At 51.4% G+C, this 25,783-nt stretch carries 28 protein-coding genes; 5 read left to right on the forward strand and 23 right to left on the reverse strand.

What is annotated here, in order from left to right; all coding sequences use genetic code 11:
- Window positions 1-85: 85 nt before the first annotated feature.
- From CLFS41_RS18230 to CLFS41_RS18270, 9 genes are all read right to left on the reverse strand, one after another.
- Window positions 86-976, reverse strand: coding sequence for a YegS/Rv2252/BmrU family lipid kinase (locus CLFS41_RS18230; RefSeq protein ID WP_007870077.1), 891 nt, complete (start codon window positions 974-976; stop codon window positions 86-88).
- 40 nt (window positions 977-1,016) lie between these two features.
- Window positions 1,017-2,279 carry an A/G-specific adenine glycosylase gene (gene mutY, locus CLFS41_RS18235; RefSeq protein ID WP_045093094.1) on the reverse strand — a complete coding sequence of 421 codons (1,263 nt, stop codon included), beginning with the start codon at window positions 2,277-2,279 and terminating at the stop codon, window positions 1,017-1,019.
- A complete protein-coding gene (locus CLFS41_RS18240; RefSeq protein WP_045093095.1) occupies window positions 2,266-3,246 on the reverse strand; it encodes a biotin--[acetyl-CoA-carboxylase] ligase in 981 nt (326 codons plus the stop codon). The genes mutY and CLFS41_RS18240 overlap by 14 nt, the downstream gene beginning before the upstream one ends.
- A gap of 8 nt (window positions 3,247-3,254) precedes the next feature.
- A complete protein-coding gene (locus CLFS41_RS18245) occupies window positions 3,255-3,557 on the reverse strand; it encodes a DUF6637 family protein (protein ID WP_007870086.1) in 303 nt (100 codons plus the stop codon).
- Window positions 3,558-3,562: 5 nt separating this feature from the next.
- Window positions 3,563-4,552, reverse strand: a complete 990-nt coding sequence (gene argF, locus CLFS41_RS18250) for an ornithine carbamoyltransferase (RefSeq protein ID WP_007870088.1) — start codon at window positions 4,550-4,552, stop codon at window positions 3,563-3,565.
- 72 nt (window positions 4,553-4,624) lie between these two features.
- Window positions 4,625-5,827: a patatin-like phospholipase family protein gene (locus CLFS41_RS18255; protein WP_007870090.1), complete on the reverse strand. Its 1,203-nt coding sequence runs from the start codon at window positions 5,825-5,827 to the stop codon at window positions 4,625-4,627.
- On the reverse strand, window positions 5,814-6,071 hold the full coding sequence (locus CLFS41_RS18260) for a hypothetical protein (RefSeq protein WP_007870092.1): 258 nt from the start codon (window positions 6,069-6,071) through the stop codon (window positions 5,814-5,816). Before CLFS41_RS18260 ends, CLFS41_RS18255 begins: the two co-directional genes overlap by 14 nt.
- An 87-nt stretch (window positions 6,072-6,158) precedes the next feature.
- Window positions 6,159-6,950, reverse strand: a complete 792-nt coding sequence (locus tag CLFS41_RS18265) for an RNA methyltransferase (RefSeq protein ID WP_045093096.1) — start codon at window positions 6,948-6,950, stop codon at window positions 6,159-6,161.
- A 17-nt stretch (window positions 6,951-6,967) separates the two neighbouring features.
- Window positions 6,968-8,947: an NAD(+) synthase gene (locus CLFS41_RS18270; protein WP_045093097.1), complete on the reverse strand. Its 1,980-nt coding sequence runs from the start codon at window positions 8,945-8,947 to the stop codon at window positions 6,968-6,970.
- A gap of 233 nt (window positions 8,948-9,180) precedes the next feature.
- Between CLFS41_RS18270 and CLFS41_RS18275 the strand changes: the two genes are divergently transcribed.
- Window positions 9,181-9,921: a tRNA threonylcarbamoyladenosine dehydratase gene (locus CLFS41_RS18275; protein ID WP_045093098.1), complete on the forward strand. Its 741-nt coding sequence runs from the start codon at window positions 9,181-9,183 to the stop codon at window positions 9,919-9,921.
- Window positions 9,922-9,947: 26 nt separating this feature from the next.
- On the opposite strand, the gene CLFS41_RS18280 is transcribed toward CLFS41_RS18275, so the two are convergent.
- Both CLFS41_RS18280 and CLFS41_RS18285 read right to left on the reverse strand, forming a co-directional pair.
- Window positions 9,948-10,847: a YitT family protein gene (locus CLFS41_RS18280; protein ID WP_007870102.1), complete on the reverse strand. Its 900-nt coding sequence runs from the start codon at window positions 10,845-10,847 to the stop codon at window positions 9,948-9,950.
- A 29-nt stretch (window positions 10,848-10,876) separates the two neighbouring features.
- Window positions 10,877-11,311, reverse strand: coding sequence for an Rrf2 family transcriptional regulator (locus tag CLFS41_RS18285; RefSeq protein ID WP_045093099.1), 435 nt, complete (start codon window positions 11,309-11,311; stop codon window positions 10,877-10,879).
- A gap of 208 nt (window positions 11,312-11,519) precedes the next feature.
- Between CLFS41_RS18285 and CLFS41_RS18290 the strand changes: the two genes are divergently transcribed.
- Window positions 11,520-11,924, forward strand: coding sequence for a desulfoferrodoxin family protein (locus tag CLFS41_RS18290; protein WP_007870108.1), 405 nt, complete (start codon window positions 11,520-11,522; stop codon window positions 11,922-11,924).
- A 412-nt stretch (window positions 11,925-12,336) separates the two neighbouring features.
- Window positions 12,337-13,746 (forward strand): spore germination protein, encoded by a 1,410-nt coding sequence (locus tag CLFS41_RS18300; protein ID WP_007870110.1) that lies wholly within the window; start codon window positions 12,337-12,339, stop codon window positions 13,744-13,746.
- 134 nt (window positions 13,747-13,880) lie between these two features.
- Here the strand turns inward: CLFS41_RS18300 and CLFS41_RS18305 are convergent, their stop codons facing one another.
- The 4 genes from CLFS41_RS18305 to CLFS41_RS18320 all read right to left on the reverse strand — a co-directional run bounded on the left by CLFS41_RS18305 (window position 13,881) and on the right by CLFS41_RS18320 (window position 17,664).
- Complete coding sequence (locus CLFS41_RS18305) at window positions 13,881-14,213, reverse strand: cupin domain-containing protein (protein ID WP_007870113.1); 333 nt, start codon at window positions 14,211-14,213, stop codon at window positions 13,881-13,883.
- 77 nt (window positions 14,214-14,290) lie between these two features.
- The gene (gene galT / locus CLFS41_RS18310; RefSeq protein ID WP_045093100.1) at window positions 14,291-15,811 is read right to left on the reverse strand and encodes a UDP-glucose--hexose-1-phosphate uridylyltransferase; all 1,521 of its coding nucleotides are present in this window, start codon (window positions 15,809-15,811) and stop codon (window positions 14,291-14,293) included.
- 81 nt (window positions 15,812-15,892) lie between these two features.
- Window positions 15,893-16,438, reverse strand: a complete 546-nt coding sequence (locus CLFS41_RS18315; protein WP_007870121.1) for a Gx transporter family protein — start codon at window positions 16,436-16,438, stop codon at window positions 15,893-15,895.
- 62 nt (window positions 16,439-16,500) lie between these two features.
- Window positions 16,501-17,664 carry a tetratricopeptide repeat protein gene (locus tag CLFS41_RS18320; RefSeq protein WP_045093101.1) on the reverse strand — a complete coding sequence of 388 codons (1,164 nt, stop codon included), beginning with the start codon at window positions 17,662-17,664 and terminating at the stop codon, window positions 16,501-16,503.
- A 206-nt stretch (window positions 17,665-17,870) separates the two neighbouring features.
- Here CLFS41_RS18320 and CLFS41_RS18325 point away from each other — a divergent pair, with 206 nt between their 5' ends.
- Together CLFS41_RS18325 and CLFS41_RS18330 are read left to right on the forward strand one after the other, a co-directional pair.
- Window positions 17,871-18,374 (forward strand): hypothetical protein, encoded by a 504-nt coding sequence (locus CLFS41_RS18325; RefSeq protein WP_007870127.1) that lies wholly within the window; start codon window positions 17,871-17,873, stop codon window positions 18,372-18,374.
- Window positions 18,374-18,724 (forward strand): NusG domain II-containing protein, encoded by a 351-nt coding sequence (locus CLFS41_RS18330; protein ID WP_007870131.1) that lies wholly within the window; start codon window positions 18,374-18,376, stop codon window positions 18,722-18,724. The genes CLFS41_RS18325 and CLFS41_RS18330 overlap by 1 nt, the downstream gene beginning before the upstream one ends.
- A gap of 31 nt (window positions 18,725-18,755) precedes the next feature.
- On the opposite strand, the gene CLFS41_RS18335 is transcribed toward CLFS41_RS18330, so the two are convergent.
- From CLFS41_RS18335 to CLFS41_RS18370, 8 genes are all read right to left on the reverse strand, one after another.
- Window positions 18,756-20,813 carry a M56 family metallopeptidase gene (locus CLFS41_RS18335; RefSeq protein ID WP_007870135.1) on the reverse strand — a complete coding sequence of 686 codons (2,058 nt, stop codon included), beginning with the start codon at window positions 20,811-20,813 and terminating at the stop codon, window positions 18,756-18,758.
- Window positions 20,810-21,196 (reverse strand): BlaI/MecI/CopY family transcriptional regulator, encoded by a 387-nt coding sequence (locus CLFS41_RS18340; protein ID WP_007870138.1) that lies wholly within the window; start codon window positions 21,194-21,196, stop codon window positions 20,810-20,812. Before CLFS41_RS18340 ends, CLFS41_RS18335 begins: the two co-directional genes overlap by 4 nt.
- 209 nt (window positions 21,197-21,405) lie before the next feature.
- Window positions 21,406-21,786, reverse strand: a complete 381-nt coding sequence (dhaM, locus tag CLFS41_RS18345) for a dihydroxyacetone kinase phosphoryl donor subunit DhaM (RefSeq protein ID WP_007870141.1) — start codon at window positions 21,784-21,786, stop codon at window positions 21,406-21,408.
- 128 nt (window positions 21,787-21,914) lie between these two features.
- Window positions 21,915-22,541: a dihydroxyacetone kinase subunit DhaL gene (gene dhaL, locus CLFS41_RS18350; RefSeq protein WP_045093102.1), complete on the reverse strand. Its 627-nt coding sequence runs from the start codon at window positions 22,539-22,541 to the stop codon at window positions 21,915-21,917.
- Window positions 22,542-22,664: 123 nt separating this feature from the next.
- Window positions 22,665-23,651 carry a dihydroxyacetone kinase subunit DhaK gene (gene dhaK, locus CLFS41_RS18355; protein ID WP_007870146.1) on the reverse strand — a complete coding sequence of 329 codons (987 nt, stop codon included), beginning with the start codon at window positions 23,649-23,651 and terminating at the stop codon, window positions 22,665-22,667.
- 118 nt (window positions 23,652-23,769) lie between these two features.
- Window positions 23,770-23,964: a hypothetical protein gene (locus tag CLFS41_RS18360; protein WP_007870150.1), complete on the reverse strand. Its 195-nt coding sequence runs from the start codon at window positions 23,962-23,964 to the stop codon at window positions 23,770-23,772.
- 185 nt (window positions 23,965-24,149) lie between these two features.
- Window positions 24,150-24,506, reverse strand: coding sequence for a DUF1667 domain-containing protein (locus tag CLFS41_RS18365; protein WP_007870153.1), 357 nt, complete (start codon window positions 24,504-24,506; stop codon window positions 24,150-24,152).
- Between the two features lie 3 nt (window positions 24,507-24,509).
- Entirely contained in the window at window positions 24,510-25,775 is a 1,266-nt protein-coding gene (locus CLFS41_RS18370; RefSeq protein WP_045093103.1) for an FAD-dependent oxidoreductase, read from the reverse strand.
- Window positions 25,776-25,783: the final 8 nt, after the last annotated feature.

Consider the following 25,783-nt stretch of genomic DNA (forward strand, 5'->3'; position numbering starts at 1 on the left):
CGCTTAAAGGTAAATGTGGAAACTCCCACAACTTATCATTATATACCATTGAATACTGTATTTCAACATATTTCGACAAAATATTTTATTTTTTTAGAAGAATCTGTATTCGTTCCTTTAAATTTCCAATATTTACCTCTGTTCTGGTTCCGCCGTACTCACCGTCCAGGACCCAGTCCACTCCCCATTCCGATGTCATTCGGATGGATGAGGTCTTAAATTTATACACATATTCGTTGGGTTCTTCCTTGAGAAACATATAGGATACAATGTTGCTCAAATCCACAGGCGTTCTGGGCATACGGATCAACAGCACCTCGAACAGCCCGTCATTTAAGGCCACGGACTGGTTCACCAGTCCCTTGAAACCGCCCACGCTTCTGGTATTGGTCACCATGCCAAAGGCAAAATCCTCTTCCAGCACCTGATCCTCCCATTCCACCTTCATGCGGTATGGCTTCAGGCCTGCCAAACTCTTTACGCCCTCGATCATATAGGCCTGATGGCCCAGCAGGTTTTTCCTGTCCTGGGATGTGAGATAAGACACTTCCGTAAATGCCCCAAAGGCGGCAATATACATAAAATACCTGTCATGGCAAAAGGTGCCGATGTCAACGGCAAAGGGCTTGCCCTCCATAATATCCGAGGCCGCCTGGGGCATCCTCTTAGGTATCTCCAGGCTGGAGGCAAAGTCATTGGTGGATCCGGCCGGAATGTATCCCAAAAGAGGCAGCTTCTTAAGCTTCATCATGCCGGACACGGTCTCATTCAGGGTACCGTCCCCGCCGCTGCACACCACCAGGTCCACACGGTTACCGTATCGGTGCACCACTTCCACGGCATCGCTCTGCTTCTGGGTCACATGGACACGGATCTCATAACCCGCCCTGGTGAAAATGTCCAGTATTTCCATGAGATGACCCTTGATCTGCTCCTTGCCTGAACGGGGATTAAATACAAACAGCATTTTCTTCATCCTGCATTCCTCCCTTTCAGTGTAACCAATTTTAACAAACTTATCCAATCAAAGAAGTATATGCCTGAAATGCATTGGGCAGAGCATATTTTTCCTCCACTTCCTTCCTGGAAACCATGAACCAATCCCCGGCCCGGTCCTGTTTCTGGACAGATGCCGGCTCCTGGGCCAATGCCGGCTCCCGGGCCAATGCCGGATCACGGGCCAATGCCGGATCACGGGCCAATGCCGGATCACGGACAGCTTCCGGCCCCTCGGCAAAATCCCAGCCTGCGCCGTCCTCCTTCTGCCTCAGGACCACCCGGTATCCGCTCATATGCCATTCCACATGGGAAAATACATGCTTGGCCGATGGCAGAGGGATCAGCTGCTCCACTGCCTCAGGCTCCAGACCCAAAACCTCCGGGACCTCCTCCGATCCCGGATACCCCAGCACATTGGGGAGTTCATAGAGAGCTGCCAGAAGGCCTTTGGGCGGTCTCTTATGGATGGCTACCTTGTCTTGATATTCTATGATGAAAACGGTCCTCTTCTCGATTTTCCTCGCCTTTGCAGGCGATTTATAGGGAATTTCCTTCCACCAGCCATTCTTTTTTGTGAGGCATACAGAAGCCAGGGGACACTCGCTGCATTTGGGCTCTCCTCCCGGTATACACACCAGGGCGCCGATCTCTATGAGCCCCTGGTTGTAGTGACTGGCTTCATCTGCGGGCATCACGGCTTTAAGTTCCTGTTCCATCCCGGTCTTCACAAAGGCCTTCTTTATATCCTCCCGGTCCCCCAGGATCCGTGAGATAACCCTGAGCACATTGCCGTCCACGGCAGGGAGCGGCTGGTTAAAGGCAATGGAAGCAATGGCTCCTGCCGTATAGCTCCCGATCCCGGGCAGCCGGATCAGATCCTCAAAGGATGCAGGAAGGCAGCCGCCGTATTCCTCCATTACCATCTTGGCCGCTGCCTTTAAATTCCTGGCCCGGTTATAATATCCCAGGCCTTCCCACATCTTCATAAGATGATCATCCTCTGCCTCTGCAAGATCCCTCACAGAAGGAAACGCTTCCATAAACCGTTCAAAATACGGCTTCACCGCCTCAACCCTGGTTTGCTGCAGCATGATCTCCGATATCCAGACCCGGTAAGGCTGGGGATCATCCCTCCAGGGCAGGGAACGGGCCCTGGAGCCGTACCAGGCCAGCAGGGGCCGTTCCATGGCACGAAGCCGTTCCTGCCGGTCAAGCGGCGCATCTTCCGGTTCCAGCACCTGGAGACGGTCATAAAAATGTCCTGAATCATACATATCCATAAATACCTCTCACCGACACTTCCCCGGATATGACGGAAGCAACCGTGCCGTCCTTTTTCTTTACCAGCAGGCTTCCTTCATTGTCAATTCCCAGAGCGGTCCCCTCATACTGGCCTTTGGGGTCAAGCACCATCACTTCCCTGTTGGTATTGGCCAGTTCCCTGTTATACTCTTCCTTTAATATCGACATGTCACAGGTTTCCAGGAAAATGTCATAATATTCCTCAAATGCTTCCGCCACGGCGCTGATGACCGGGCTCCGCCTGATGTTCTCCCCCTTTTCCAGCTTAAGGGAGGTTGCTGTTTCGGCCAGTTCACCGGGGAACTCATCAATGTTTACATTGATCCCGATCCCTGTGATCACATACCGGATGCACTCATCCTCCGTGCTCATCTCCGTTAGGATCCCGCAGATCTTCTTTCCCTCCAGCACCGCGTCATTGGGCCATTTGATCATGGCATTCAGACCCGTGGAGGATCTGACCCCTTTTACCACCGCCATCCCGGCGATCAGTGTAAGCATGGATGCATGCAGGGGGGAGATGGCCGGCCGGAGGACCACGCTCATCCATATGCCCACGCCCTTGGGAGAGGTCCACAGCCTGCCCCTTCGGCCTTTGCCCGCCCACTGGCTGTCCGCCACCACCAGGGTGCCGTGGATTGCTCCCTCCTCAGCCAGTTTTCTGGCCCTGGTGTTGGTGGAATCCGTTTCATCAAAATATTCCAGCCTGCCCCCAATCCATTTGCTGTGAAGCATGGACTGCAATTCAGCCTGGGTGATCACGTCCGCGTTCTCCACCAGGTGATATCCCCGGTTGCGGACAGCTTCAATTTTGTAACCTTCTTCTTTTAGTTCATTCATGGCCTTCCACACAGCTGTGCGGGAGACCCCCATCTTATCACACAGCTGCTGGCCGGAAAGATATCCATCCGCAGCCCTCAGCATGCTTAAAATCTCTGACTTCATGTTCACCTCTATGTCCAAATGCTGATGGCGCTTAAGACACCGAGAACACCGAGGCCCACGGCCAGTACCAGCTGCAGGATTCCCAGGCGGAACTTTTTCTTATCCCTGCCCCAGGTCTTGCATTCAAATATACCGCTTACCGCATTTAATAAAGCTGCCAGCAAAAACACCAGAGGAAAAAGCATGTGATTTCCCTCCGGGTTAATGAATGACAGCACGGCCAGAATTACAATTGCAATTCCCAGTATCAGGTGGGCCATGTCCAGGAATACCCCGGCATGGCGCTCACCCCTTCCTCTTTGCCCATGCATATGTGCTATTCTCCTAACGTTGCCAACATTACCGCCTTGATGGTATGCATCCTGTTCTCAGCCTCGTCAAAGACAACGGACTGGCTGGATTCAAATACCTCATCTGTCACTTCCAGTTCCGATACGTTAAAGCGTGTGCCCATCTCATGGCCGATCTTGGTCTTCAGGTCATGGAAGGATGGCAGGCAGTGAAGGAAGATGGACCGGGGGCCTGCGTGATCCATCACGGCCTTTGTCACCTTGTAAGGCGTCAGGTCCTTAATACGCTCTTCCCATACCTCGTCCGGCTCTCCCATGGAAACCCACACGTCCGTATCAATTACATCTGCTCCCCTGGTCGCAGTATCCACATCCTCTGTCAGGGTGATGGAACCGCCGCTTTCCTTTGCAAATGCCTCACATTCCGCCACAAGAGCCTTGTCAGGGAAATACTTGGCCGGTGCGCATGCCACAAAATGCATGCCCATCTTTGCGCAGGCGATCATCAGGGAATTACCCATATTATAACGCGCATCGCCCATATACACAAGCTTTACACCCTTTAAATGTCCCAGATGTTCGCGGATTGTGAGAAGATCCGCCAGCATCTGTGTGGGATGGTCCTCATTGGTAAGGCCGTTCCATACAGGCACGCCTGCATATTTGGCCAGTTCCTCCACAATCTCCTGTCCGAATCCGCGGTACTCGATCCCCTCATACATCCTTCCCAGGACCCTTGCCGTGTCAGCGATGCTTTCCTTTTTGCCGATCTGGGAACCTGACGGGTCCAGATAAGTGGTGCCCATTCCCAGATCATGGGCAGCAACCTCGAACGCGCAGCGCGTTCTGGTGCTGGTCTTTTCAAAGATCAGAGCCACATTCTTACCCCGAAGACTGTCTGTCAGGATTCCATTCTTTTTCTTTTCCTTCAGTTCAGCCGACAGATCCAGTAAGTATGTAATCTCCTCTGGTGTATAATCTTTCAATGTCAAAAAATTCCTGCCCTTTAAATTCATACTGTCCTCCGTATCCACCACTGTGTATGGTTGTTTTTTTATTAATATTTATGCATCTTTATGCATAATATACTACACCTGGCGTCCGCTGTCAAGAGTGGGAATCAAAGCTCTCAGCGCAGCTGCCCCGGCTTTCTTGTGTATGAGGTTCAGCATTTCATCCACTGTATAAATTTTAAACCGGCCGATCCGGTACTGTTTTGCCAGATCTTCCAAAAGGGACAGGTACAGGTCCTTGTAATCCCAGCCCTCCTTCATCCTCAATTCCTTTGCCAATTGGGGAAATATGGTTTCCGTATACTTCCGGTACCCCGGCATATCCTCCTCATCCCTTGTAAACTCAGGCTTCAGGTAGGAAAGGAGAACGTGGATCTCCGTCATCATCTTGTCAAAATAATAGGTTTCCCCCTCCGGGGCATTGATATAATACACACGGCCCGCCAGGCCGTAAAGCATCCTCTTGCTGTCAAAATATCCCAGAAGCATATTCCTCCTGGCCCTTTTTCTGTCAAACTCCAGGATCCCGCCCAGGTCCTGCCTGGGCGCCACATGATAGATGGAGACATCTTCGGGAATTTCCAGCTTTTTCTCCGTATCAATCCCATACCCGTAAATACGCAGCACAATGATATCCTTATATCCCTTGTCGATGAGCACATCCACAGGCACATTGTTGATGCCTCCGCCGTCCATATAATACTTTCCGCCCAGCTTTTCCTGGCGGAAACCGATTAAATATGCACTGGCCATAAGCATGTCGCTGATCGTGCCCTCCGGCGCTTCCTTTACATTGGCTATCAGAGGCTGACGGTCGGACAGGGAGTAGGTCACCACATAGAGCTCCCTGTCCGAACTCCTGATCTTCTCCTCATCCACCACGTCATCGATCAGTCCCTTCAGGGGTGCAATGTCAAAGCCGCCGTCCTTTAAAAGGCGCTTTGCCCCTGATATAAGCTCCCCCACATTAAGGGATGTGAGGCTGGAGAGATTTCGGATACTGAATTTCTTCAACTGGTCCATCAGCTGGTCATCCACATCCATTACCCTGGAATAGCTGATGTTTTCCCATATGTGCTCTGCCTTTTGAAAATCATCCATGCAGATAAGGGCGCCGTTGAGAGCGCCCACTGAGGTGCCTGCGGCTCCCCTTATCTTTACCCCGGCCTCCCGGAGGGCGCGCCAGGCGCCCACCTGGTATGCTCCTTTGGCTCCTCCGCCTTCCAGAACAATGCCGTATTCCCTGTCCAGATCCAACTGAAGCTTAATTCTGACCACCTGCCCTTCTATGTCTGCCGGCCATATGCCGATTGAATAAAAATGCAGCAGGCCGTATGAGTATCAATGTGAGAAATGATACCGCCACAAAGCCAGCCAGCTGCGCTTCCATGGAAGCGCCTGTCAATGCAATGATAAAAGCCCCGGCTGCCCCGGCCGCAAACCACAGCGATGTCAGGCAGCGAAACGCCAGTTCCACCCCCAGAAATACCAGAAATGATACAAGCCATCCGATTGATGCCATGCTTTGTCCTCCTTCCTGTGGGCGTATTCTGTTTGGCCGGTTCAGGCACCGGTGTCCCTTGGCAAAAAGCGGTCCGAAACAGCCGGTTCAGCCATTCCTGCGCTGTCTTGCCACCTCAAACATGAGCACGGAAGCCGCAACCGCCGCGTTCAGGGATTCCACCTCCCCTGCCATAGGGATCTTGATATAGCAGTCGGCCAGATCTGCTGTCTCCGCTTTCAGACCACCGGCCTCATTTCCAATTAAAAAGCCCACACTGTCAGTATAATCTTCCTGGTCATAATTATTCATACCCTTTAAGTGGGCTGCAAATAGTCTAACTCCCTGGCCCTTCATTCTCCCGCACGCTGCCTTAAGGTCATCCACATACACAAATGGCATCCTGTAAATGGATCCCATGGTGGAACGGATCACCTTGGGATTGTAGATATCCGCCGTCTCCCTGTTCATCACAATACCGGTGATCCCGGCTCCCTCCGAGGCCCTGATAATGGTTCCCAGGTTTCCAGGATCCTGAAGGGTTTCCAGGATCATAATAGCCAACCTCTTTCCTGATCCCGGTCCCTTAAGAATATCATCCAGGGTATACTTTTTCTGCCTGACAACTGCCAGAACGCCCTGAGGCGTCTGCGTATCCGCCATTACCCCCATCACAATATCAGTCACTGTCTCATATGAATATGCCGACAGCCACGTTTTATTTTCCCGGTTTGCTGCAAACCCCTCGGTTACAAACATGCTGTCCACATCTCCCGGCGGGAGTTCCCTGCACATACGCAGTCCTTCCACCACGTACACGCCTTCTTCCCTTCGGGCTTTGGCCCTGGTCCTTAAATTCACCACACGTTTTACCTGCTTATTGGACGTACTGTTAATCATCTGTCAATTTCTCCTTATCAGTGAATCTTCTCCAGTTCCTCCATCCACAGCCGGCTGCAGGCATCGCTGGGCATACGCAGATCTCCTCTGGGGGATACTGCCACCGATCCCACCTTAGGACCGTCCGGCAGGCAGGAGCGCTTAAACTGCTGGCTGAAGAACCTGCGGTAAAATACCTTCATCCACTTTAATATGGTCTCCCTGTCATACTGTCCCTTAAAAGCCTGAAGGGCCATCCGGTAAATCTTGGCCGGTGCATAACCGTACCGAAGGATATAATAAAGATAGAAGTCATGAAGCTCATAAGGCCCCACCAGGTCCTCTGTTTTCTGTGAAATCTGTCCGTCCTCAGGCGGCAGAAGCTCCGGACTTACCGGAGTGTCCAGCACATCCATGAGCACCTCTGACAGTTCCTGCTCATTACAGGTATCCGCATAATAGCGCACCAGATGACGCACCAAAGTTTTAGGCACCGAGGCATTGACCCCGTACATGGACATATGGTCGCCGTTGTAGGTGGCCCATCCCAGGGCCAGCTCCGACATGTCCCCTGTTCCGATCACAAGTCCGCCCACCTGGTTGGCAATATCCATCAGGACCTGGGTCCTCTCCCTGGCCTGGCTGTTCTCATATGTTACATCATGATTGTCCATATCCTGCCCGATATCGGTAAAATGCTGGCTCACGGCCTGCCGTATATTGATCTCCTTCAGTTCAGCCCCCACCTTTGCAGCCATGGTGCATGCATTATGATAGGTTCTGTCCGTGGTTCCAAAACAGGGCATGGTGACACAGTGGATATTGCTCCTGGGGATCTTAAGGGAATCAAATGCCCTGACAGTCACAAGTAATGCCAGAGTAGAATCCAGTCCCCCTGAAAGCCCCACCACCGCGTGCTGGCATCCTGTATGCTCCAGACGCTTTTTCAGCCCCATGGCCTGGATGGACAGGATCTCTTCGCAGCGGCGGCTGCGCTGTCTCTCATCATGAGGCACAAAGGGAGCCGGGTCAACAAAACGCAGGATATCCTTGCCTGTGCCGGACAGTCCGTATGCCTGGGCAGCCTGAGCGCTGCGGTCATCGCCGTCCTTTAAAGACAGTTCAAAATCCACGATCATATAGCTGCCCTCTTTCCTGGCATCATCCGGTGACGGGAATGTGGTCATTCGCCTGCGCTCACTGCAGAGCCGTTCCACATCCAGATCCGCACAGATACTCTCATTGATAAAACGCCGGGATTCCACCAGGCAGTTTCCATTCTCCGCAATGATATTCTGTCCTCCGAACACCAGATCCTGGGTGGATTCCCCCTCCCCGGCATTGGCATATACGTAACCGCATACCAGCCTTGCGGACTGGCTGCAGATCAGCTCATGGCGGTACACATCCTTGCCCGTTGTCTCATCACTGGCTGAGCAGTTGACTATGACCGTTGCCCCTGCCAGGCAATGCCGTATACTGGGCGGACAGGGTACCCATACATCCTCACAGATTTCCGCACCCACAGTAAACCCCTTCATATTGGTGCACCTGAACAGCAGATTCGTGCCCATGGGCACCTGCCTGTCCTCCCATGGGACAAAAACAGGGGTTTCATTGCCCGGACAAAAATGGCGGGCCTCGTAAAATTCAGAGTAATTGGGAAGGCTCTTCTTGGGCACTAAGCCCAGAAGCCGTCCCCCCTGTATGACCGCAGCCACGTTATAAAGTTTCCCTTCCCGCTCCCAGGGCATACCAAGAAACACCAGGATATCCTTGTCCTTTGTGGCGCTGATGATGCGTCCCAGTTCTTTCCTTGCTCCTTCTAACAGCGAGGACTGGAAAAACAGGTCGCTGCAGGTGTATGCAGTGAGACACAGTTCAGGGAATACCATAAGCTTCACGCCTCTGCTGTATCCCTGATGGATCAGATCAATTATCTGCTGCGCATTATATTCCGGGTCAGCCACCCTGATCTTCGGCGTGACTGCCGCTACCCTTATGAATCCATCTCTCATATTACGGCCTCCATAACTTATTACGTACCTAGTTCTTCATGTGTGTACTTAGTTCTTTGCGTCATAGCATGGTACTTTGTCTACCTGCACATTATATCATAAAAGTTTTCCGCATGACACCCCCAATCATACACGCGTCCTGTACATGATCCCATACACATTCTGTTTACATTTGCACGAAACTGATGTACAATCGTTGAAAACAAAAAAGTTCGCACAGGAGTAATCATAAAATGATCAATGAATTTTCCAGAACAGAAATGCTCATAGGTTCCCAGGGTATCATGTCCCTGAAAGCTGCCACCGTAGTTGTATTCGGCGTGGGGGGCGTGGGTTCCCATGCCATTGAGGCCCTGGCCAGATGCGGTGTGGGCAGGCTGGTACTGGTTGACAATGATACCGTATCCCTGACCAACATCAACAGGCAGAGTATTGCAATGCACAGCACCATTGGACGGCCGAAAACACAGGTCATGAAAGAAAAGATTGCCGACTTAAGTCCCGATACCCGGGTGGTCACCAGTGAGCAGTTCGTGCTTCCCCAGAACCTGGATACTCTTTTTGAAACAATAAAAAGCCAGATGGAACCATCTGACCGTTTGTCCTATATTCTGGATGCAATTGACACAGTGACCGCTAAACTGGCACTGGTCTCCTATGCCCAGGAGAACGGGATCCCCATCATCTCCTCCATGGGCACCGGCAATAAGCTGCATCCGGAGCTGTTCAGCATATCCGACATTTCACAAACCTCCGTATGCCCCCTGTGCCGGGTCATGCGCAAGGAACTGAAAGCCAGGAATATCAGCCATCTCAAGGTTTGCTGGTCTCCCGAGCCTCCCCTCACCCCAGGTCCGGCTGAGGAGGACACAGGAAACCGCCGGGCGACACCGGGCAGCATCTCCTTTGTCCCCCCGGTGGCGGGGCTTCTCATCGCAGGTCAGATCGTCCGGGATATCTGCGGCCTGGACTGAGCCGGCCCATGGCCGGCCCGGCATCTTTATTCCAACGGCGCCCTGTAAAACCGTCCCACAAACTGCTGTGTCTTCAGCACATTGATGATCACATGCTCATCCGCTTCCTGCATCACATGGACCGCGTCATTTACCTCGTAGGCTGATATGACTGTGTTGAGCAGATACATCTTCTTTTTGCTGTAACCACCCATGGCCTCCACGCAGGACATACCATGCCTGAAACGGCTGATATATGCCTCCACCACCTCCGGCCCTTTGATGGTGGTAACCTGAAGTGTCACCAGCTCATACCTGTGATGGAAGGCGGAGATCATCCTTGTGGAAATGAACTGGAAGATAATGGAGTAGCCGGCATACTTCCATCCGAATATGGAGCCGTAAAAACAGTACATGATGGCATTGCCGAAAAACACATAGCTCCAGATAGACTGTCCGGTGCGGTTGGAAACAAAAAGGGCGATAAAATCAGTGCCTCCGCTGGAGGCATTTCCCCTTAGGGCAATGACAATGGCACTTCCAAAAATGACCCCGCCGAATATCACGTTCAGTACTTCATCTGTAAATATGGGCGTAAAGCTGAATATCTGCAGGAATACACTGCTTAAAAATACCTGCGCCAGGGAAAACACGGTAAAGCGAACGCTGATCCCCTTACAGCACATAAAAGCCACGGGAATATTCATCAAAAGCATGGTTATCTGCATGGGAATAGTAAGCCCCCACAGGCCTCCCAGACGCTCGATCAGCATGGCGATTCCGGTAAATCCACCGGAAATAATGCCTGCGGACCGGACAAACACCTGCAAAGCATATGCCTGGACCAGCGCAGAGAGGATAACCGCGGCCAGTGTGATCCCCAGCCTGACGCGTCTGTCCTTTTTCCATTTATTAACGAAGGCGGAAATACGCCTGAGACTTTTCATAATTCCTCCTGCTGCCCTAAACTGCTACATTATATGACATAATTATCTTTCATATTCTTCCGCCACTGGACCAGATCCTCCAGTGTATACCGGTCCACCACTCCCTTGATAGCTTCATCCAGCTCCCTCCACAATCTGAGGGTTACACAGTCCAGCTGCCTTGTGCACGGATTATCCTCACCGCTTAAGCAGTCCACCGGCGCAAGGCTTCCCTCTGTAACCCTGAGTATCATGCCCACCGTGTATTCCGCCGCGGGCTTTGAAAGGTAATATCCGCCCTGGTTTCCCCGGATACTGCGCACATAACCGGCCCTGGACAGGATGGATATGATCTGTTCCAGATACTTACCGGAAATACCCTGGCGGTTTGCAATATCCTTTATCTTTACCGGTTCCCCATCCCCATGGACCGCCAGGTCCACCATGGTGCGCAGGGCATAGCGCCCTTTTGTCGAAACTAACATATATCTTCACGTCCTTTTGGTTTAGTATTTGTAGTTGATGTATAAAATATCCACATATGATTATCATACTATTCCTGTAGGAAATATGTCAATAGAAACTTATGGGCCTCATGTATAGATACTGTGGATTCAGGAAAACTAAAAGGTGTTTGAAACAGATAGATAAACGGCTTAAACGAAGAATATGAGAACAGAATGGAGGATTCACATGAAAGCGGAGATTAAAACAGAACCTGTATTCCTTACTGATAAGAACCATATTGTGGTGCTGGAAGCTCTTTGCGGCGCTCCGGGCGCTGCTCTGCCCGATACCTGCAAGCCCTTTGAGGTGCTGGAACCGGGTATGACCGAGGGTGCAAGCGAAAAACATCTCCCTCTGGTGGAAACAGACGGGCTTCACGTCACAGTTAAGGTGGGCGAGATCTTCCACCCCATGGGCGAAGATCACAGCATTGGGTGGGTATGCCTGACAACAAAAGCCGGATGTACCATGCGTGTCTGCCTGAACTCTGACTGCGAGCCCGTGGCACACTTTACCCTGGAACAGGGAGATTCCCCGGTGGCAGCCTATGCATACTGCAACCTTCACGGTCTTTGGAAGACAAACATCTGATGTAGGCACAAGCTAAAAGATACATGTGTTTAACTTTATGGTACTCTCAGTGGACAAGGCAGCCAATTTTTAAATAAAAAAAGGGAGCTGCCCTTCCCCCACAGAAGGCAGCTCTCAGTCACGATCAAAACCGTCACACTATTAGTTTATTTGGCATCCCCATACCAAACAAAAACCCGTAAGGCACTCCTTTGTGCTTCTTACATGGACACTATAACACCGTTCCCATGATTTGTCAATCTTTTTTGTGCACATTAACATAATCCATTCCCTTCCAAAGGCATTTTTATATAAAATTCTTCCAGCTGTCCCCCTGCCAACGACATATGTATTCATGTATAATCACACCTCTTTGGTACATACTAACATTATGTATTTTTTTCATCTGAAGTCGCGCAGAAAGGAAGAAACAATGGAATTTTCCCAAAATTTAAAAGACAATATTACCTACCTTCATGAAAAGCTGAATGTTCAGACGAATTTTGATGTGGTATACCGTGTGATTCACATCGGCGGACGGGAGGCCTGCCTGTATTTTATAGATGGCTTCACCAAGGATGATTCCCTGTTAAAGATACTGCAGGCATTTTCCACCATCAAGCCCGAGTCCATGCCGGAAGATGCACATGCATTTTCCAAACAATACCTGCCCTATGGAGAGATCGGACTTCTGACCAATGATACAGACATGATCACCCAGCTTTTGTCCGGTGTCTCATGCCTTTTTATTGACGGTTATGACAAATGCCTTACCATCGACTGCCGCACCTACCCTTCCCGAGGGGTGAGTGAGCCTGAAAAGGATAAGGTCCTGAGGGGGTCCAGGGACGGATTTGTGGAGACACTGATCTTTAACACCGCCCTGATCCGGAGGCGGATCCGTGACCCCAAGCTGACCATGGAAATCATGAGTACGGGTGAAAGCTCCCACACCGACATCGCCATCTGTTATATGGAAAACAGGGTGGATAAACAGCTCCTGGCCAAGATTAAGGAACGGATTAAAAACCTGAAGGTAGATGCCCTGACCATGAACCAAGAAAGTTTGGCCGAGTGTCTTTTTCCCTATAAATGGTTTAACCCGTTTCCAAAATTCAAATTTTCGGAACGGCCGGACACGGCTGCTGCCTCTGTGCTGGAAGGCAACGTCATCATCCTGGTGGACAATTCCCCTTCAGCCATGATCCTTCCATCCTCCGTGTTCGACATCATAGAGGAAGCGGACGATTACTATTTTCCGCCCATCACAGGCACCTACCTGCGGCTTTCCAGAATGACCATCTCCATCCTCTCCCTGATGCTGACGCCCACATGGCTTCTGCTGATGCAGAATCCCGGATATATTCCGGATTGGCTGGCCTTTATCCGGGTATCGGATCCACTGAACGTGCCCCTGATATGGCAGCTGCTCATACTGGAATTTGCCATAGACGGACTGCGCCTGGCTGCTGTGAACACCCCCAGCATGCTGACCACCCCTCTCAGTGTGATCGCCGGTATCGTACTGGGTGAGTATGCGGTAAAATCAGGCTGGTTCAACAGTGAAACCATGCTCTACATGGCCTTTGTGACCATTGCCAACTATTCCCAGGCCAGCTTTGAACTGGGTTACGCCATGAAGTTCATGCGTATCATCATACTAATCCTGACCTCAATTATCAATATCTGGGGGTATGCCATCGGCACCATACTGACCATATGCGCCATTGTATTTAACAGGACCATTGCAGGAAAGAGTTATATCTATCCCCTGATCCCATTCAGCCTCAGCGAGCTGAAAAAGCGGTTCCTCAGAGGACGGCTTCCCCACACAGAAAAGTAACTGTCTCCAACATACACGTGTAAAAGCAGCAAAATGCTCCTCCCCGGGCGCCTGGCACAATCCAGGTGCACACTCCGGGAAGGAGCATTTTCAGTGCATGGCACTCTCAGTTTACAGATAGTACAGGGGACAGATCATACAAAATCCTCGCGCATGGGAGTAAAGATATCCAAAAGGATCCCCGCCTCCAGGCAGACGCAGCCATGTTCCACCCCATCCATCTTAAGCATGGTATCACCGGCCTTCACGATCCTCTTCTCACCCTCTATATTAAACTCAAACTCACCGCTTACCACATATGTGATCTGAGTGTGGGGATGATGGTGCAGGCTGCCCACCGCGCCTTTTTCAAATGTATTCTCAACACACATCAGGTCTTTGCTGTAAGCCAAAACCCTTCTCACAACTCCCTCTCCTGCCTTAACGGCCTCTGTATCCCCGTGGAATACCCATCTCTCATCCAACATGATCCTGCACTCCTTTTTTATGATTTCATATTCATATAAGTTATTTTATCTATCGTTTTCCCTATCAAACAATACGGTCAGCACTCTGCAAATCCCACGCTTTTCAGGAACTTTCCAAATGCCTCACGTCCCTTGGTATCGCATTTGTAAACACCTGCATCCTCCAGAACTCTGGCAAACACGTGCCCCACTTCCTCCTGAAGGATGTCCTGCACATTCTCAGATGTGACCGCAATACCTTTTTCCTCATATTTAGGAAGGAACTCCTCCACCCAATCCCCGTGTTTTTCCAGGGTTCCATTGCTGCGGATATCTCTTCCTTCTATTATATACTGTCCCAGCTCAGCCAGCTCTGTCTTCAGCCTGGAAGGAAGTACCGCCAAACCCATGACCTCGATCAGGCCGATGTTTTCCTTCTTAATATGGTGCAGTTCCTGATGGGGATGGTATACACCCAGGGGGAACTCATCCGTAGTGATGTTATTGCGCAGCACCAGATCCAGTTCATACATATCCTGGACCTTTCTGGCAATGGGCGTAATGGTGTTGTGGGGCTCACCGTCTGTCTGGGCAAAGACGAATGCGTCTTCATCCGTGTATGCCCTCCACGCCTGAAGGACCCGGTCCCCCAGCTCAATGAGCCGGTCAGCATCCTTGGCACGCAGCCTCAGCACGGACATGGGCCAGAACACGATCCCCGCCTCCACATCCTCAAACCCTTTTAATGTAAAATGCTTCTCTATGGCAGCCCTTGCCATGGCAAAGGTGTAATGTCCGCCCTGGAAATGGTCGTGGCTTAAAATGGAGCCGCCCACAATGGGAAGATCCGCATTGGAGCCAAGAAAATAGTGGGGAAACTGCTTAATAAAATCAAACAGCTTCCTAAAGGCAGCCCGGTCGATCTTCATGGGGATATGCTGTCCGTTGAATACAATACAATGCTCATTATAATACACATAAGGGGAGTACTGGAATCCCCACTGGCTGTCATTGATGGTGACTGGTATGATCCTGTGGTTATTCCTGGCCGGATGGTTGGTGCGGCCCGCATATCCCACATTCTCCATACACAGCTGGCACTTTGGATAGCCGCTCTGTTTGGCAAGCTTGGCAGCTGCAATGGCCTTGGGATCCTTCTCCGGCTTGGACAGGTTAACGGTGATATCCAGCGTACCGTACCGGGTCTTTGTTGTCCATTTCATATCCTTTACAATGCGGTAACGGCGTATGTAATCCGAATCCTGGCTCAGCTTATAGTACCAGTTGGTGGCCTCCTCCGGGGATACCTTATAATGGTCCCAAAATTCCCGGACCACCTCACTGGGTCTTGGCATCAGGCAGTTCATCAGCTTTGTATCAAATAAGTCCCTGTATACAATGCTGTCATCCTCCAGTGCGCCGGTCTCATGGGCATGATCCATCAGGGCTTTCAGAATATCCTCCAGACTGCCTGCCGCTGCATCCTCCGTGGGTTCCTGGTATTCATCCATCTTCATTACATCCAGGATCTGGTTCCTGGCGTAGACAGCGTCCACCTCACTTATCAGCCCTGTATCCAGGCCATACTGTACCAGTCCCTTAATTGCTTCATAAACCATAACAGCACCCTCCATTTTTTATTCCTATTTATTATATCCCTTGCACAAATCCATGACAATGGCATTTTCTTAGCATTTATATCAAATTTCTCTGATGACACGGCTGATCCGCTGCACAACCATCCCCCCCAGCAGTCCAATCAGGGCGCCTGCCACAGTCCCTGCTGCCAGAAGCACCGGAAGGTATGAGAACACGCCAAAGGTGTGGACCACAAAGGCAGCCATCAAAAACTGCCCGATGTTGTGGGCCACTCCCCCCAGTATGCTGACTCCCACCATGCCAAACAGGCGGAATTTCCTGCACACCGCCATCACGGTCAGGCTGAACGCAGCTCCGGCCAGACTAAAAAGGATGGCGGAGGCAGGCCCGAAGGTAAACCCCGACAAAAAGATCCGCACCACATTCACTGCAATGGCTGCTTTTACTCCCATACAGTACAGGGTTATCATGGTGACCAGGTTGGCCAGTCCCAGCTTTACCCCGGGCGCCCCCAGATAAACCGGTATCAGGGACTCCACATACCCCAGCACAAACGCCAGGGCAATCAAAAGTCCGAACAGCGCTGTCCTTTTTGTGGATACTGCCTGTCCCCTCCTTGTTGTTTCCTTTTCCTTCCTGCTGATCATAAAACACCCCTGCCTGTCCTTTGTTTTCAAATATACTCAGTATAGCATGGATCCCATGTGAATTACAGAGGATTTTCCATCTGCTTCCCATACCACTCCTCAAATCCTTCCTCCGTCCTATCACCGGTGGACTCCTGATAATATCCCTTTAGCTGGTCCTTAAATTCCTCCAGACTCTTCTGGTCCTCCAAATGGGGGGATGCCAGTTTCTCCCGTATCCTGCAGGCTGAGACAGCATACAGGATGGCGTTATTCAGATCATGTTCTGTATCCGCATAGGCAATTGCCAGATAGGACCGCACGGAGGATTCCGCCGCCTCATATCCTCCGTCTCTGTTGATCAGTTCCAGCGCTTCCTGATACAGGGTAAATGCCTCCTGCCCTCTGCCCATTTTCTGGTACAGTATACCCAGATTAAACCGTATCACTCCCCTTGTATAATTGTCTGCGTTCCCGGACAGGGCCGCTGTGTGATAATATTCCTCCGCCGTCCCATCCTCTCCCATTTTATCATAGACCCTGGCCAGCCTTATATAGATCCAGGTCGGATCAGACTGTTTTTCCTTATATAGTTCCAGCGCCTGCAAATAGGAATCCAGCGCCTTGTCATACTCATCATTCTTCTTGTACGAATCTCCCAGGCCAATAAGGAACTCAGCCGTATCTCCTGAATGTTTTCCGCTGACTTTTTTGATGGCTTTCAGGCCCTTCTGGTAATAATCAATTGATGCCCCACAATCTCCAGCCTCCCTGTACACCCTCCCGATCACAAAATAATCCCAGGCCAGTTCCTCTGTGTTGGAGGTGCGCTGGTCCACATCCGCACATTCATTCAGGTATTTGATGGCCTGCTCATAGCTGCCCAATTCGTAGTATATAACTCCCAGCCGGTAGTAGAGCGGTCCATTCTCAGGCTTAAACCGGCCGCCCTGGGCAAATATACGATCCACTGCCTCCTGGTAATACTCAGCCGCCTTCTCATAATCCCCATCCTGATAATACTGCTCTCCCGGATCAGCCTCCCCCGTCTGTCCCGGACCGATCACAAACCGGACCGTCATCCTGCGGCTGCAGGAGGGGGACATATAGATGAAGCCAAGAATAAAAACAAGGATGATTGCACACTTGGCCAAGGTGGGCCCTTCCCTGTATCCTCTTTTAGGCAAAAGCTCCGGCCTTTCCACCGGTCTGTCCTCCTGCCCCGCCCTCTGCTCCCGATCATCCATCCTCAAATCCCCCCTCCGCTGTACATGATTTTATTATACCATACTCTTTGGCTGATCGGTTATTTATTCTGTCCCTGTTAGTGATTCTAATGGTTTAAACTTACAGGTAAATTTTATTGTATAACATCTACAATTGTGATAAAATAAACAATGTGCCGATATCCCAATAAAACGGCAAAAAATAATGAATTTCCAGGAGAGTAATTATGAGCAGAAAAACAATGACGCCATCTGTAAAAAGCGCCATCGGCATTGCTGTCATGGCTGTTATGTCACTTGCTGTCATCGCAGTGTCAAACCCTCTATACCATGCAATGAAAGGCCCAATTACCACAAATCAGCCCGAAGTCCCACTCGCTGACGGAACTTACGTCTACGAAGTCCCGGAACCGGACTCCAAGGGCTATAAAGACCGTACCACCATCACGGTGTCCAATGGTATTATCGTGTCCTGTGTCTGGGATTCCTTTGATGCCGAGGGCAATGGCAAACAAAAACTGAGCATGGACGGCCAGTATGTCATGACCGACAATGGACCCACCTGGAAAGCCCAGGCTGATTCAGTTGGAAAATATGTGATCGAACACCAGAAAGTAGAGGGCCTTGCCAACCAGGAGGGTTATGCCACTGACGCCATTTCCACGGTCAGCATTAATGTATATCCCTTTATCAACGGAGTGGAGGAATGCCTGAAACAGGCAGCAGAATAATGAAACTATCAGGTAAACGTGATCTTATATTGGCCGCAGCCATCCTGCTGATCGCCGCGGCCCTATTTGGATTTAATTATATTTCCCACAAAAAACCGGCCGTTACCGCGCAGATCACCGTGGACGGCAAGGTAGTGGAAACCCTTGATCTAAGCAGGGACACGGAACTTACTGTCACGGGCGCCAACAAAGGGACAAACCATCTCATTGTCAGGGACGGCGAGATCTGGTGCAGTGAAGCCAGCTGCCCCGATAAGGTCTGTGTGCACCAGGGCAAAAAGCACTTAAGCAGCGACACCATTGTATGCCTGCCCAATAAAATGATCGTAACCATCACAGGGGACGAGTGAGACCAGAAATTCCCGGATCAGCGCCGCGCTCTTACGGCAGCGCATACCAGAAGGAGGTCTTACCGTCCTTTTTTGCACGTTCACGCAGTTCCCTGCGCTGGCCTTCTGTCAGTTGATTGGCCACAGCATATAAGTATTCCATGCGGTCATCCTCATACGCCCTTAGTGCGATCGCTTCTGCCTGCTCTGAAGTCAGCCCCACACATGACAAATAGAAGATTTCCATATTGTTTCCATTATAGGCATCCATGGCATACTCTCCCAAAATGGAATGGGGAAGTTCACCGGCGGCTATGGAGAAGAACTCCGCCTTATTATCCTGCGCAGCCCTCTTTGCAACAGCCGCTATCACATCCCGGGAAATCTGTGCATCATTTCCCAAGGTTGAAGCAAAATACTCCACCCGGTCATCTGCATAAGACTGTTCTATGATGGATTCACATGTCTCCCTGCCGGCGCTTTTTAAAACCGCCATGTAATACGTGATATTGTCAGCCTTGTAAAACTTCTGTGCCAGCTGGTCCGCCGTTTCCCCAAAGGGCCCGTCTACTCCCAGAACCACCACTTCACCGGGCTTCATATCCCCCGTGTCCTTGGTATCCCTCAAAGCTGCCCTGATCGCATTCACCACAGGGGCATGGTCTGCGTAGGAGGCTGCTTTCTGAACAAAGCAGACCGTCTTTCCATCTATCTGGCGGACCGTATCATACTTGGATGCGTCCACATTCCATGCCAGCCCCATAATATAGCCTTCCTTCCACACCAGCATTGAATGGAACCTTGTCTGGCCCGGGCGCCGTATGATATCTTCGCTGTTCCAGCTTATTTTGTCTTCTGAAGGATCTGTTTTTTGGCTTTCTTCCACTGTCCCTGCAAGTTTTAAAAGTCTTTTTTCTTCCATTAAGCCGGAATTTAAGGTAACAGATCTTGCAGCAGCCCATATGCCGGCCGGCCGTATGCGATCCGCAGATCCCCCGCCAGCAGCCATGTTCTGTCCGGCAGGTGCAAACCCGCACAAGATCCCTCCGCCTGCAAGTATGGCTGTCAGTGCCAGCGATGCATACAGATGTCTTTTTCTCCTTTTTGATCGATCCATGATATCCCCCAGCCTTTCCTTCATCCATTTTGCGTTTTCACCCAGGGACAGGGTCATTACAGGCCTGTCTGCCGTCCCGGCATACATCATGCTCCGGCCTAAGGTGTCCAGCAGCACGCTTCCGTAAATGCGCCGCTGCCCATCCCCCAGAACCCGGACCACCGCCTCATCACAGGCCAGTTCACATGCCCGGGCCGTCTCCCGGCGCAGTACATACACCATGGGATTAAACCAGTGGATACACACTGCCAGTTCAACTGCCCATTTATAGAGGGCATCCCTCTGGCGCACATGTCTGAGTTCGTGAAGGAATACATAATATGCCTGATCCTCCGGAAAATCCGCCGGGATCACCACCAACGGGCGCATGATCCCCACTGCCATGGGAGACGGCAGCCCCCGGCCGGCAAGCAGCTTAGGCTTGTGATCCATTCCCAAGTCACGGCATGCATGCTCAAATGCTTCCTTGAATCTGTCCGCCGGTTCCGCCTTCGCCCCAAGGTATCTCACGGCCCGTGAATACCCCAGTATTTTCCTGGCCAATGATCCGAGACCCACAATGATCCAAAGTGCAGCGAAAAGCAGCTGATAGCCCATGACCGGTCCTGCTGTGATCGCTGCGCCTCCGGTTCCATTCCATGCCGGGATTACCGCAGTGCCGTTTCCACCGGCTTGTACCGCATCTCCTCCCGTTTCACCTAAAGGATCCTCCCCATAATGGTTCCAAATCTCACTGCCGCCAGCCGTCTCCTGCCCTTCACCCCAGGGCGCGCTTATCTCTTTTAAGTTAACGGACGGTTCAAACACCTGCCTCATAAGATTCACAGGTCCGGCCACGGGCAGCATAAAGCGCAGAACCGCCAAAAACCACACGTAATACTGCCACCTGCGGCCCAGCTGTTTTCCAAAAATCCTGGTGGCTGCCAGAAGGATAAGCGTCAGCAGGGCTCCCGAAAGGGACAGTGACAGAACTGCTTTTATCCATGGATTCATGTTCCCTCTCCCTCCTTTTCCCAGAATGCCTTCAGCTCATCATAGTCCTCTTTTGTCAGGTAATCCTGCTTTACAAGGGCAGAGATCAGATGCCTGGTATCTCCGCCAAACACCCGCTCCACCAGAATACACGCCTGCTTCTGTTGATATTCCTCCCTTGTAACCCGGGCAGTATATTCGTTGAGCCTGCCCCGCTTACATACGGTGATCATCCCCCGCTCAGCCAGCCGTGAAAGCAGGGTCAACACCGTATTCGGCTTCCATTCCCTTCCCCTGTCCTCCAGTTCCTCGCTCAGTTCACCGAACATGATGGTTCCGCCCTTATCCCATATGACCTGCATAACCTCCAACTGTGTATCCGGCAGTGATGTTCCCTTTTCCATAACCCCAGCTCCTTTCACCTACAATTTGTAGGTACTAATCTCAGTGTACACCTACTTTTTGTAGGTGTCAAGGATAATCTGGCTTTTACAAAAGAAGACAACTGAGCCAGCACAGGCTTTATGTTTCCAATACCTGGTCTGCTCAGCTGTCTCCTTTGATCCTCTCATCCCCAAGGGGCTTTCCTCAACAGGGTTCCGACACATAACCATCAGAACTTCCTGGAAGTCCCAACTCCTGCCAGAGCCTTTTTAATAGCTTCAAAACTCATACCGCCCACAGAATTAATGGTGGCAACCACAGCGCCCTCCACCAGAGGACAGTCTACCATTTCCACCTTTTTGCCTTCATAGGTTTCTATTACCATTTCCGTTGTCATCACAGCGCTTCCCATGTCCATCAGCACCAGAACGCCGTCATCTGAATAGACGGATTCAATGGCTGCCTGGATCTTCTCAAAGCTGGTGCCGAATCCTCCATCGTCCATGCCTCCCGCCTGGGCGATCTTCGCGCTTGGGGCCATGATGGATGTCAGTTCCACCACACTCTTGGCCAGATTCTCACTGTGGGACACGATCACAAAACCTACCATATATCAACCTGCTCCTTTCAAAGGGATATTATTTTGTTCCAACTACTCCCCGGCTACTTATACCAGGCACACGCCATGACCCGCATGGCATAATCTATCCATCTGTGCGCCTTAAGCAGTCCGCCTCATCATCCAACAAGCCGGGCAATGGTCTCCAGCATATAGGAATAGGAGGTTGCACCTGGATCCTGATGTCCCAGCCCACGTTCGCCCACATAACTTGCCCGTCCCTTGGTGGCAACCAGATCCTTGGTGTGCTCAGCGCCGGCCCAGGCTGCTCTCACACCCTCCCCCAGCACTTCCACCGTACTTTTTCCTTCACCGGCAGCCGTCTCCATAGCTGTAAGGGACGGTACCATGGCATCCAGCATGGTGGCTTCCTCCACCGTGGCATGGCCTCTTTGCATCACGCCCTCCACTGCCGCCTTCATCATAGCCAGAAAATCAGTTATATCCATCTCATTCTTCCCGGCCAGAACCATTCCTGCCTTCATATAGGCTGTTCCGTATAAAGGCCCCGAAGCTCCGCCCACTGTGGAGACAAGCGTCATTCCCACCATCTTTAAAATGGTGCCGATATCCTTGCCCTCCAGGGAATCCAGTTTGCCTTCCACCGCCCCAAAACCGCGCGCCAGGTTAATCCCATGGTCGCTGTCGCCGATCGGCTGGTCCAGCTCTGTAAGATATTCCTTTTCTTCTTCCATCTTAAGACCAATTGCCCTGATGATCTCTAAAACTTTGCTGCTGTCTGCCATGATATTCCACCTCTCTGTTTATTTCAAACCGCATAGCCGTTCCAATCCAAACCCTTCAGCTGCGGCAATTTACAAACATGCTTTAAAATCCCCGCCCATAACAGGCGGGGATATACGATATCTCTATCTCCATGCCGGTGTGTCTGCCGGTGCGTCCAACAGCTCCTTTAATTCATTGTCCAGACGCAGAAGGGAAATGGAAAAGCCCTGCATCTCAATGGAGGTCATATACTCTCCCACCATTGTCTTATAGACTTTGATCCCTTTTTCAGCCAGCACATCCGCTACCCTGTTATTAATGATAAACAGCTCCATGAGAGGAGTGGCTCCTGCGCCATTGATCATCACCGCAACCTCAGAACCCGTATAATCCAGATCAGCCAGGATCTGAGCCAGCAGCAGATCCACTGTCTCATCCGCCGTTTTCATCGGCTCCCGGTGGGTTCCCGGCTCACCGTGTATGCCAATGCCCACCTCCATCTCATCCTCTGCCAGTTCAAATCCCGGCTTGCCTGCTGCCGGAACAGTACAGGGACCGGCAGCCGCGCCCATGGTCCTTACATTGTCGATCACCTTCTGGGCAACTGCCCGGACCTCATCCAGGGTTCCGCCTGCCTCAGCCAGGGCTCCTGCAATCTTATGTACGAAAATGGTTCCGGCCACCCCTCTGCGCCCTATGGTGTAAAGACTATCCTTTACCGCAACATCATCATTTGTAACCACATGTTTTACCGTGATGCCTTCCATCTCGGCCATCTCAGCAGCCATCTCAAAGTTCATCACATCCCCTGTGTAGTTCTTTACCACCATCAGCACGCCTGCGTCAGTGGCAACCGCCTTGATGCCTTCGTAGATCTGATCCGGTGTGGGTGATGTGAACACCGCTCCTGCTACGGCCCCATCCAGCATTCCAGTTCCCACAAATCCGCCGTGCGCCGGCTCATGGCCGCTGCCTCCGCCGCTGATCAGTGCAACCCTGCCCTCCTTTTTATGAGCGCGCACCACAACGTTGCCGCAATCCAGCTTTCTCAGATACTGCGGATACGCCTTAACCATGCCCTGGATCATCTGTTCCTCTACCAGCCCTACGTCATTAATAAATTTCTTCATATTGCGAAAACCCCCTTTTGTTATTTTCAGTCCGGCAAATACCCTTGCAAACACTCATACTACTGCACAAAGCAGGGGCTCCCCCCGGAGCCTCTGCCTGTTGTCCCTGTTCCCGTACCTATTCGCCTAAACAGTTCATGTCGTTAAGGCCGCATGTCTTGTCCTCATCATCACCAACGCAGTTCATGTCATTGAGGCCGCATGTCTTATCTTCCTCATCCGCAACACAGTTCATATCATTGAGACCGCATGTTTTATCCTCTTCTTCCGTCATGCCGTTCATATTGTTGATATCAAGCTGCTTTTTCTCCATGTAAAGTCCTCCTTTACTCAAGGCCGCCTATTACGGCTTATTCTCAGTTACTTCCCGGGAGCATGCCCGGATACGGACCATTCATAGGCACAAACCGCCCACAGGCACGAACCGCCCACGAAAAGGCCCTTCCTTAAACCACAGGAAGCCGGCATCCGCCTAAAGGGCGGCTGCCGACTGTCTGCTCACGCATCCCTGGTAGCTACAATGTCCACTCCCGTATCAGCCACATTGGCTACGATCACATCGCCAATATGCACAGGTGCCTTTACGGTTACTCCCTTTAACGCCTTCACGCACTGGAAGATCTTCTCCTTCGGTATATCCTCTTTTGTCTTAACGGAAACCCTTGCCACCTTTCCGCCCTCCACATCCACTGTGGATGTGACGATCCTGGTGGGATTGGTAACCTCCTTCCTGGCATATACCTCCCCACGCCTGCAGGTATGCCCTGTAATGCTGAGGATCTCTCCGCCTTCCAGTTCCACGGTCAGAGGACAGCCCATGGGACAGCCAATACAGATAAGTTCTCTCTTTTCCATGGTCTATGCCTCCTCTACCTTTATTGTAATGGTCTTAAGTTCCGGATGCAATAGTAATTTCTCCTTTTCCAGTTTAATCTCCTCCATCTCACCGGGAGCCATAACCGGACGTTTTCTGTGCATCACCTGTTCATCATCAAAATATACTCCGATATAGCAGTTCTTATAAACATTCCCCACACGGAACCTGACCACCTGGGTATCCTCCATGCGTTGTGGATTCACGGTACATGGCACGGTATAGCGCACGCCGTCCACGGCCTTAAGGTTAATTTCCTGGCCCTGGCGGTCCATCTCTCCCTCCATCACATACCTGGCCGCATTCTTTCCCGCTGCCGCCGCTTCCTCGGACACAAAATCCACCAGATCATGGACATGGAGCACGTTGCCGCAGGCAAAAACGCCTTCCACACTGGTCTCCAGGCTCTCATTTACAATGGGACCGGACGTGACGCGGTTCATCTCCACCCCCATGGAACCGGAGAGTTCGTTCTCAGGGATCAGCCCCACTGACAGAAGCAGGGTGTCACAGTCGTAATCCTCCTCCGTTCCCGGAATAGGCTTCCCCTTTTCATCCACAGCTGCCAGGGTGATCCCCGTAAGTCTCTCCTTTCCCCGGATGTCGATCACCGTATGGCTCAGCTTCAGAGGGATGTCGTAGTCATTGAGACACTGTACGATATTACGCTTCAAGCCGCCGGAATAGGGCATCAGCTCTGCCACCACCTTGACCTTGGCTCCTTCTAAGGTCATGCGCCTTGCCATGATCAGACCAATGTCGCCGGACCCCAGGATCACCACCTCACGGCCGGGCATAAACCCTTCCATGTTCACCAGGCGCTGCGCCGTACCAGCTGAAAAAATGCCTGCAGGGCGGTAGCCCGGGATGTTCAGCGCACCCCTGGAGCGTTCCCTGCATCCCATGGCCAGGATTACGGCTTTGGCCCGGATCTCAAACAGCCCCTCTTCTCTGTTCATGGCTGTCACCACCTTGCCACGGCTGATATCCATGACCATGGTGTTTAATTTGTACTCGATCCCCCTGTCAAACACCTGTTCCTCATATCGGGCCGCATATTCCGGTCCTGTAAGCTCTTCCTTAAATGTGTGGAGGCCAAACCCATTGTGGATACACTGGTTTAAGATCCCCCCCAGTTCCCTGTCACGCTCCAGGATCAGGATGCTTTCAATTCCATGATCCCTGGCCGCTACAGCTGCAGCAAGACCCGCAGGACCGCCGCCGATTATAACAATATCGTATTCTTTCATCCTAAGCG

It is taken from the genome of Clostridium sp. FS41, assembly GCF_000954015.1.
Taxonomy (GTDB): Bacteria; Bacillota; Clostridia; order Lachnospirales; family Lachnospiraceae; genus Enterocloster; species Enterocloster citroniae.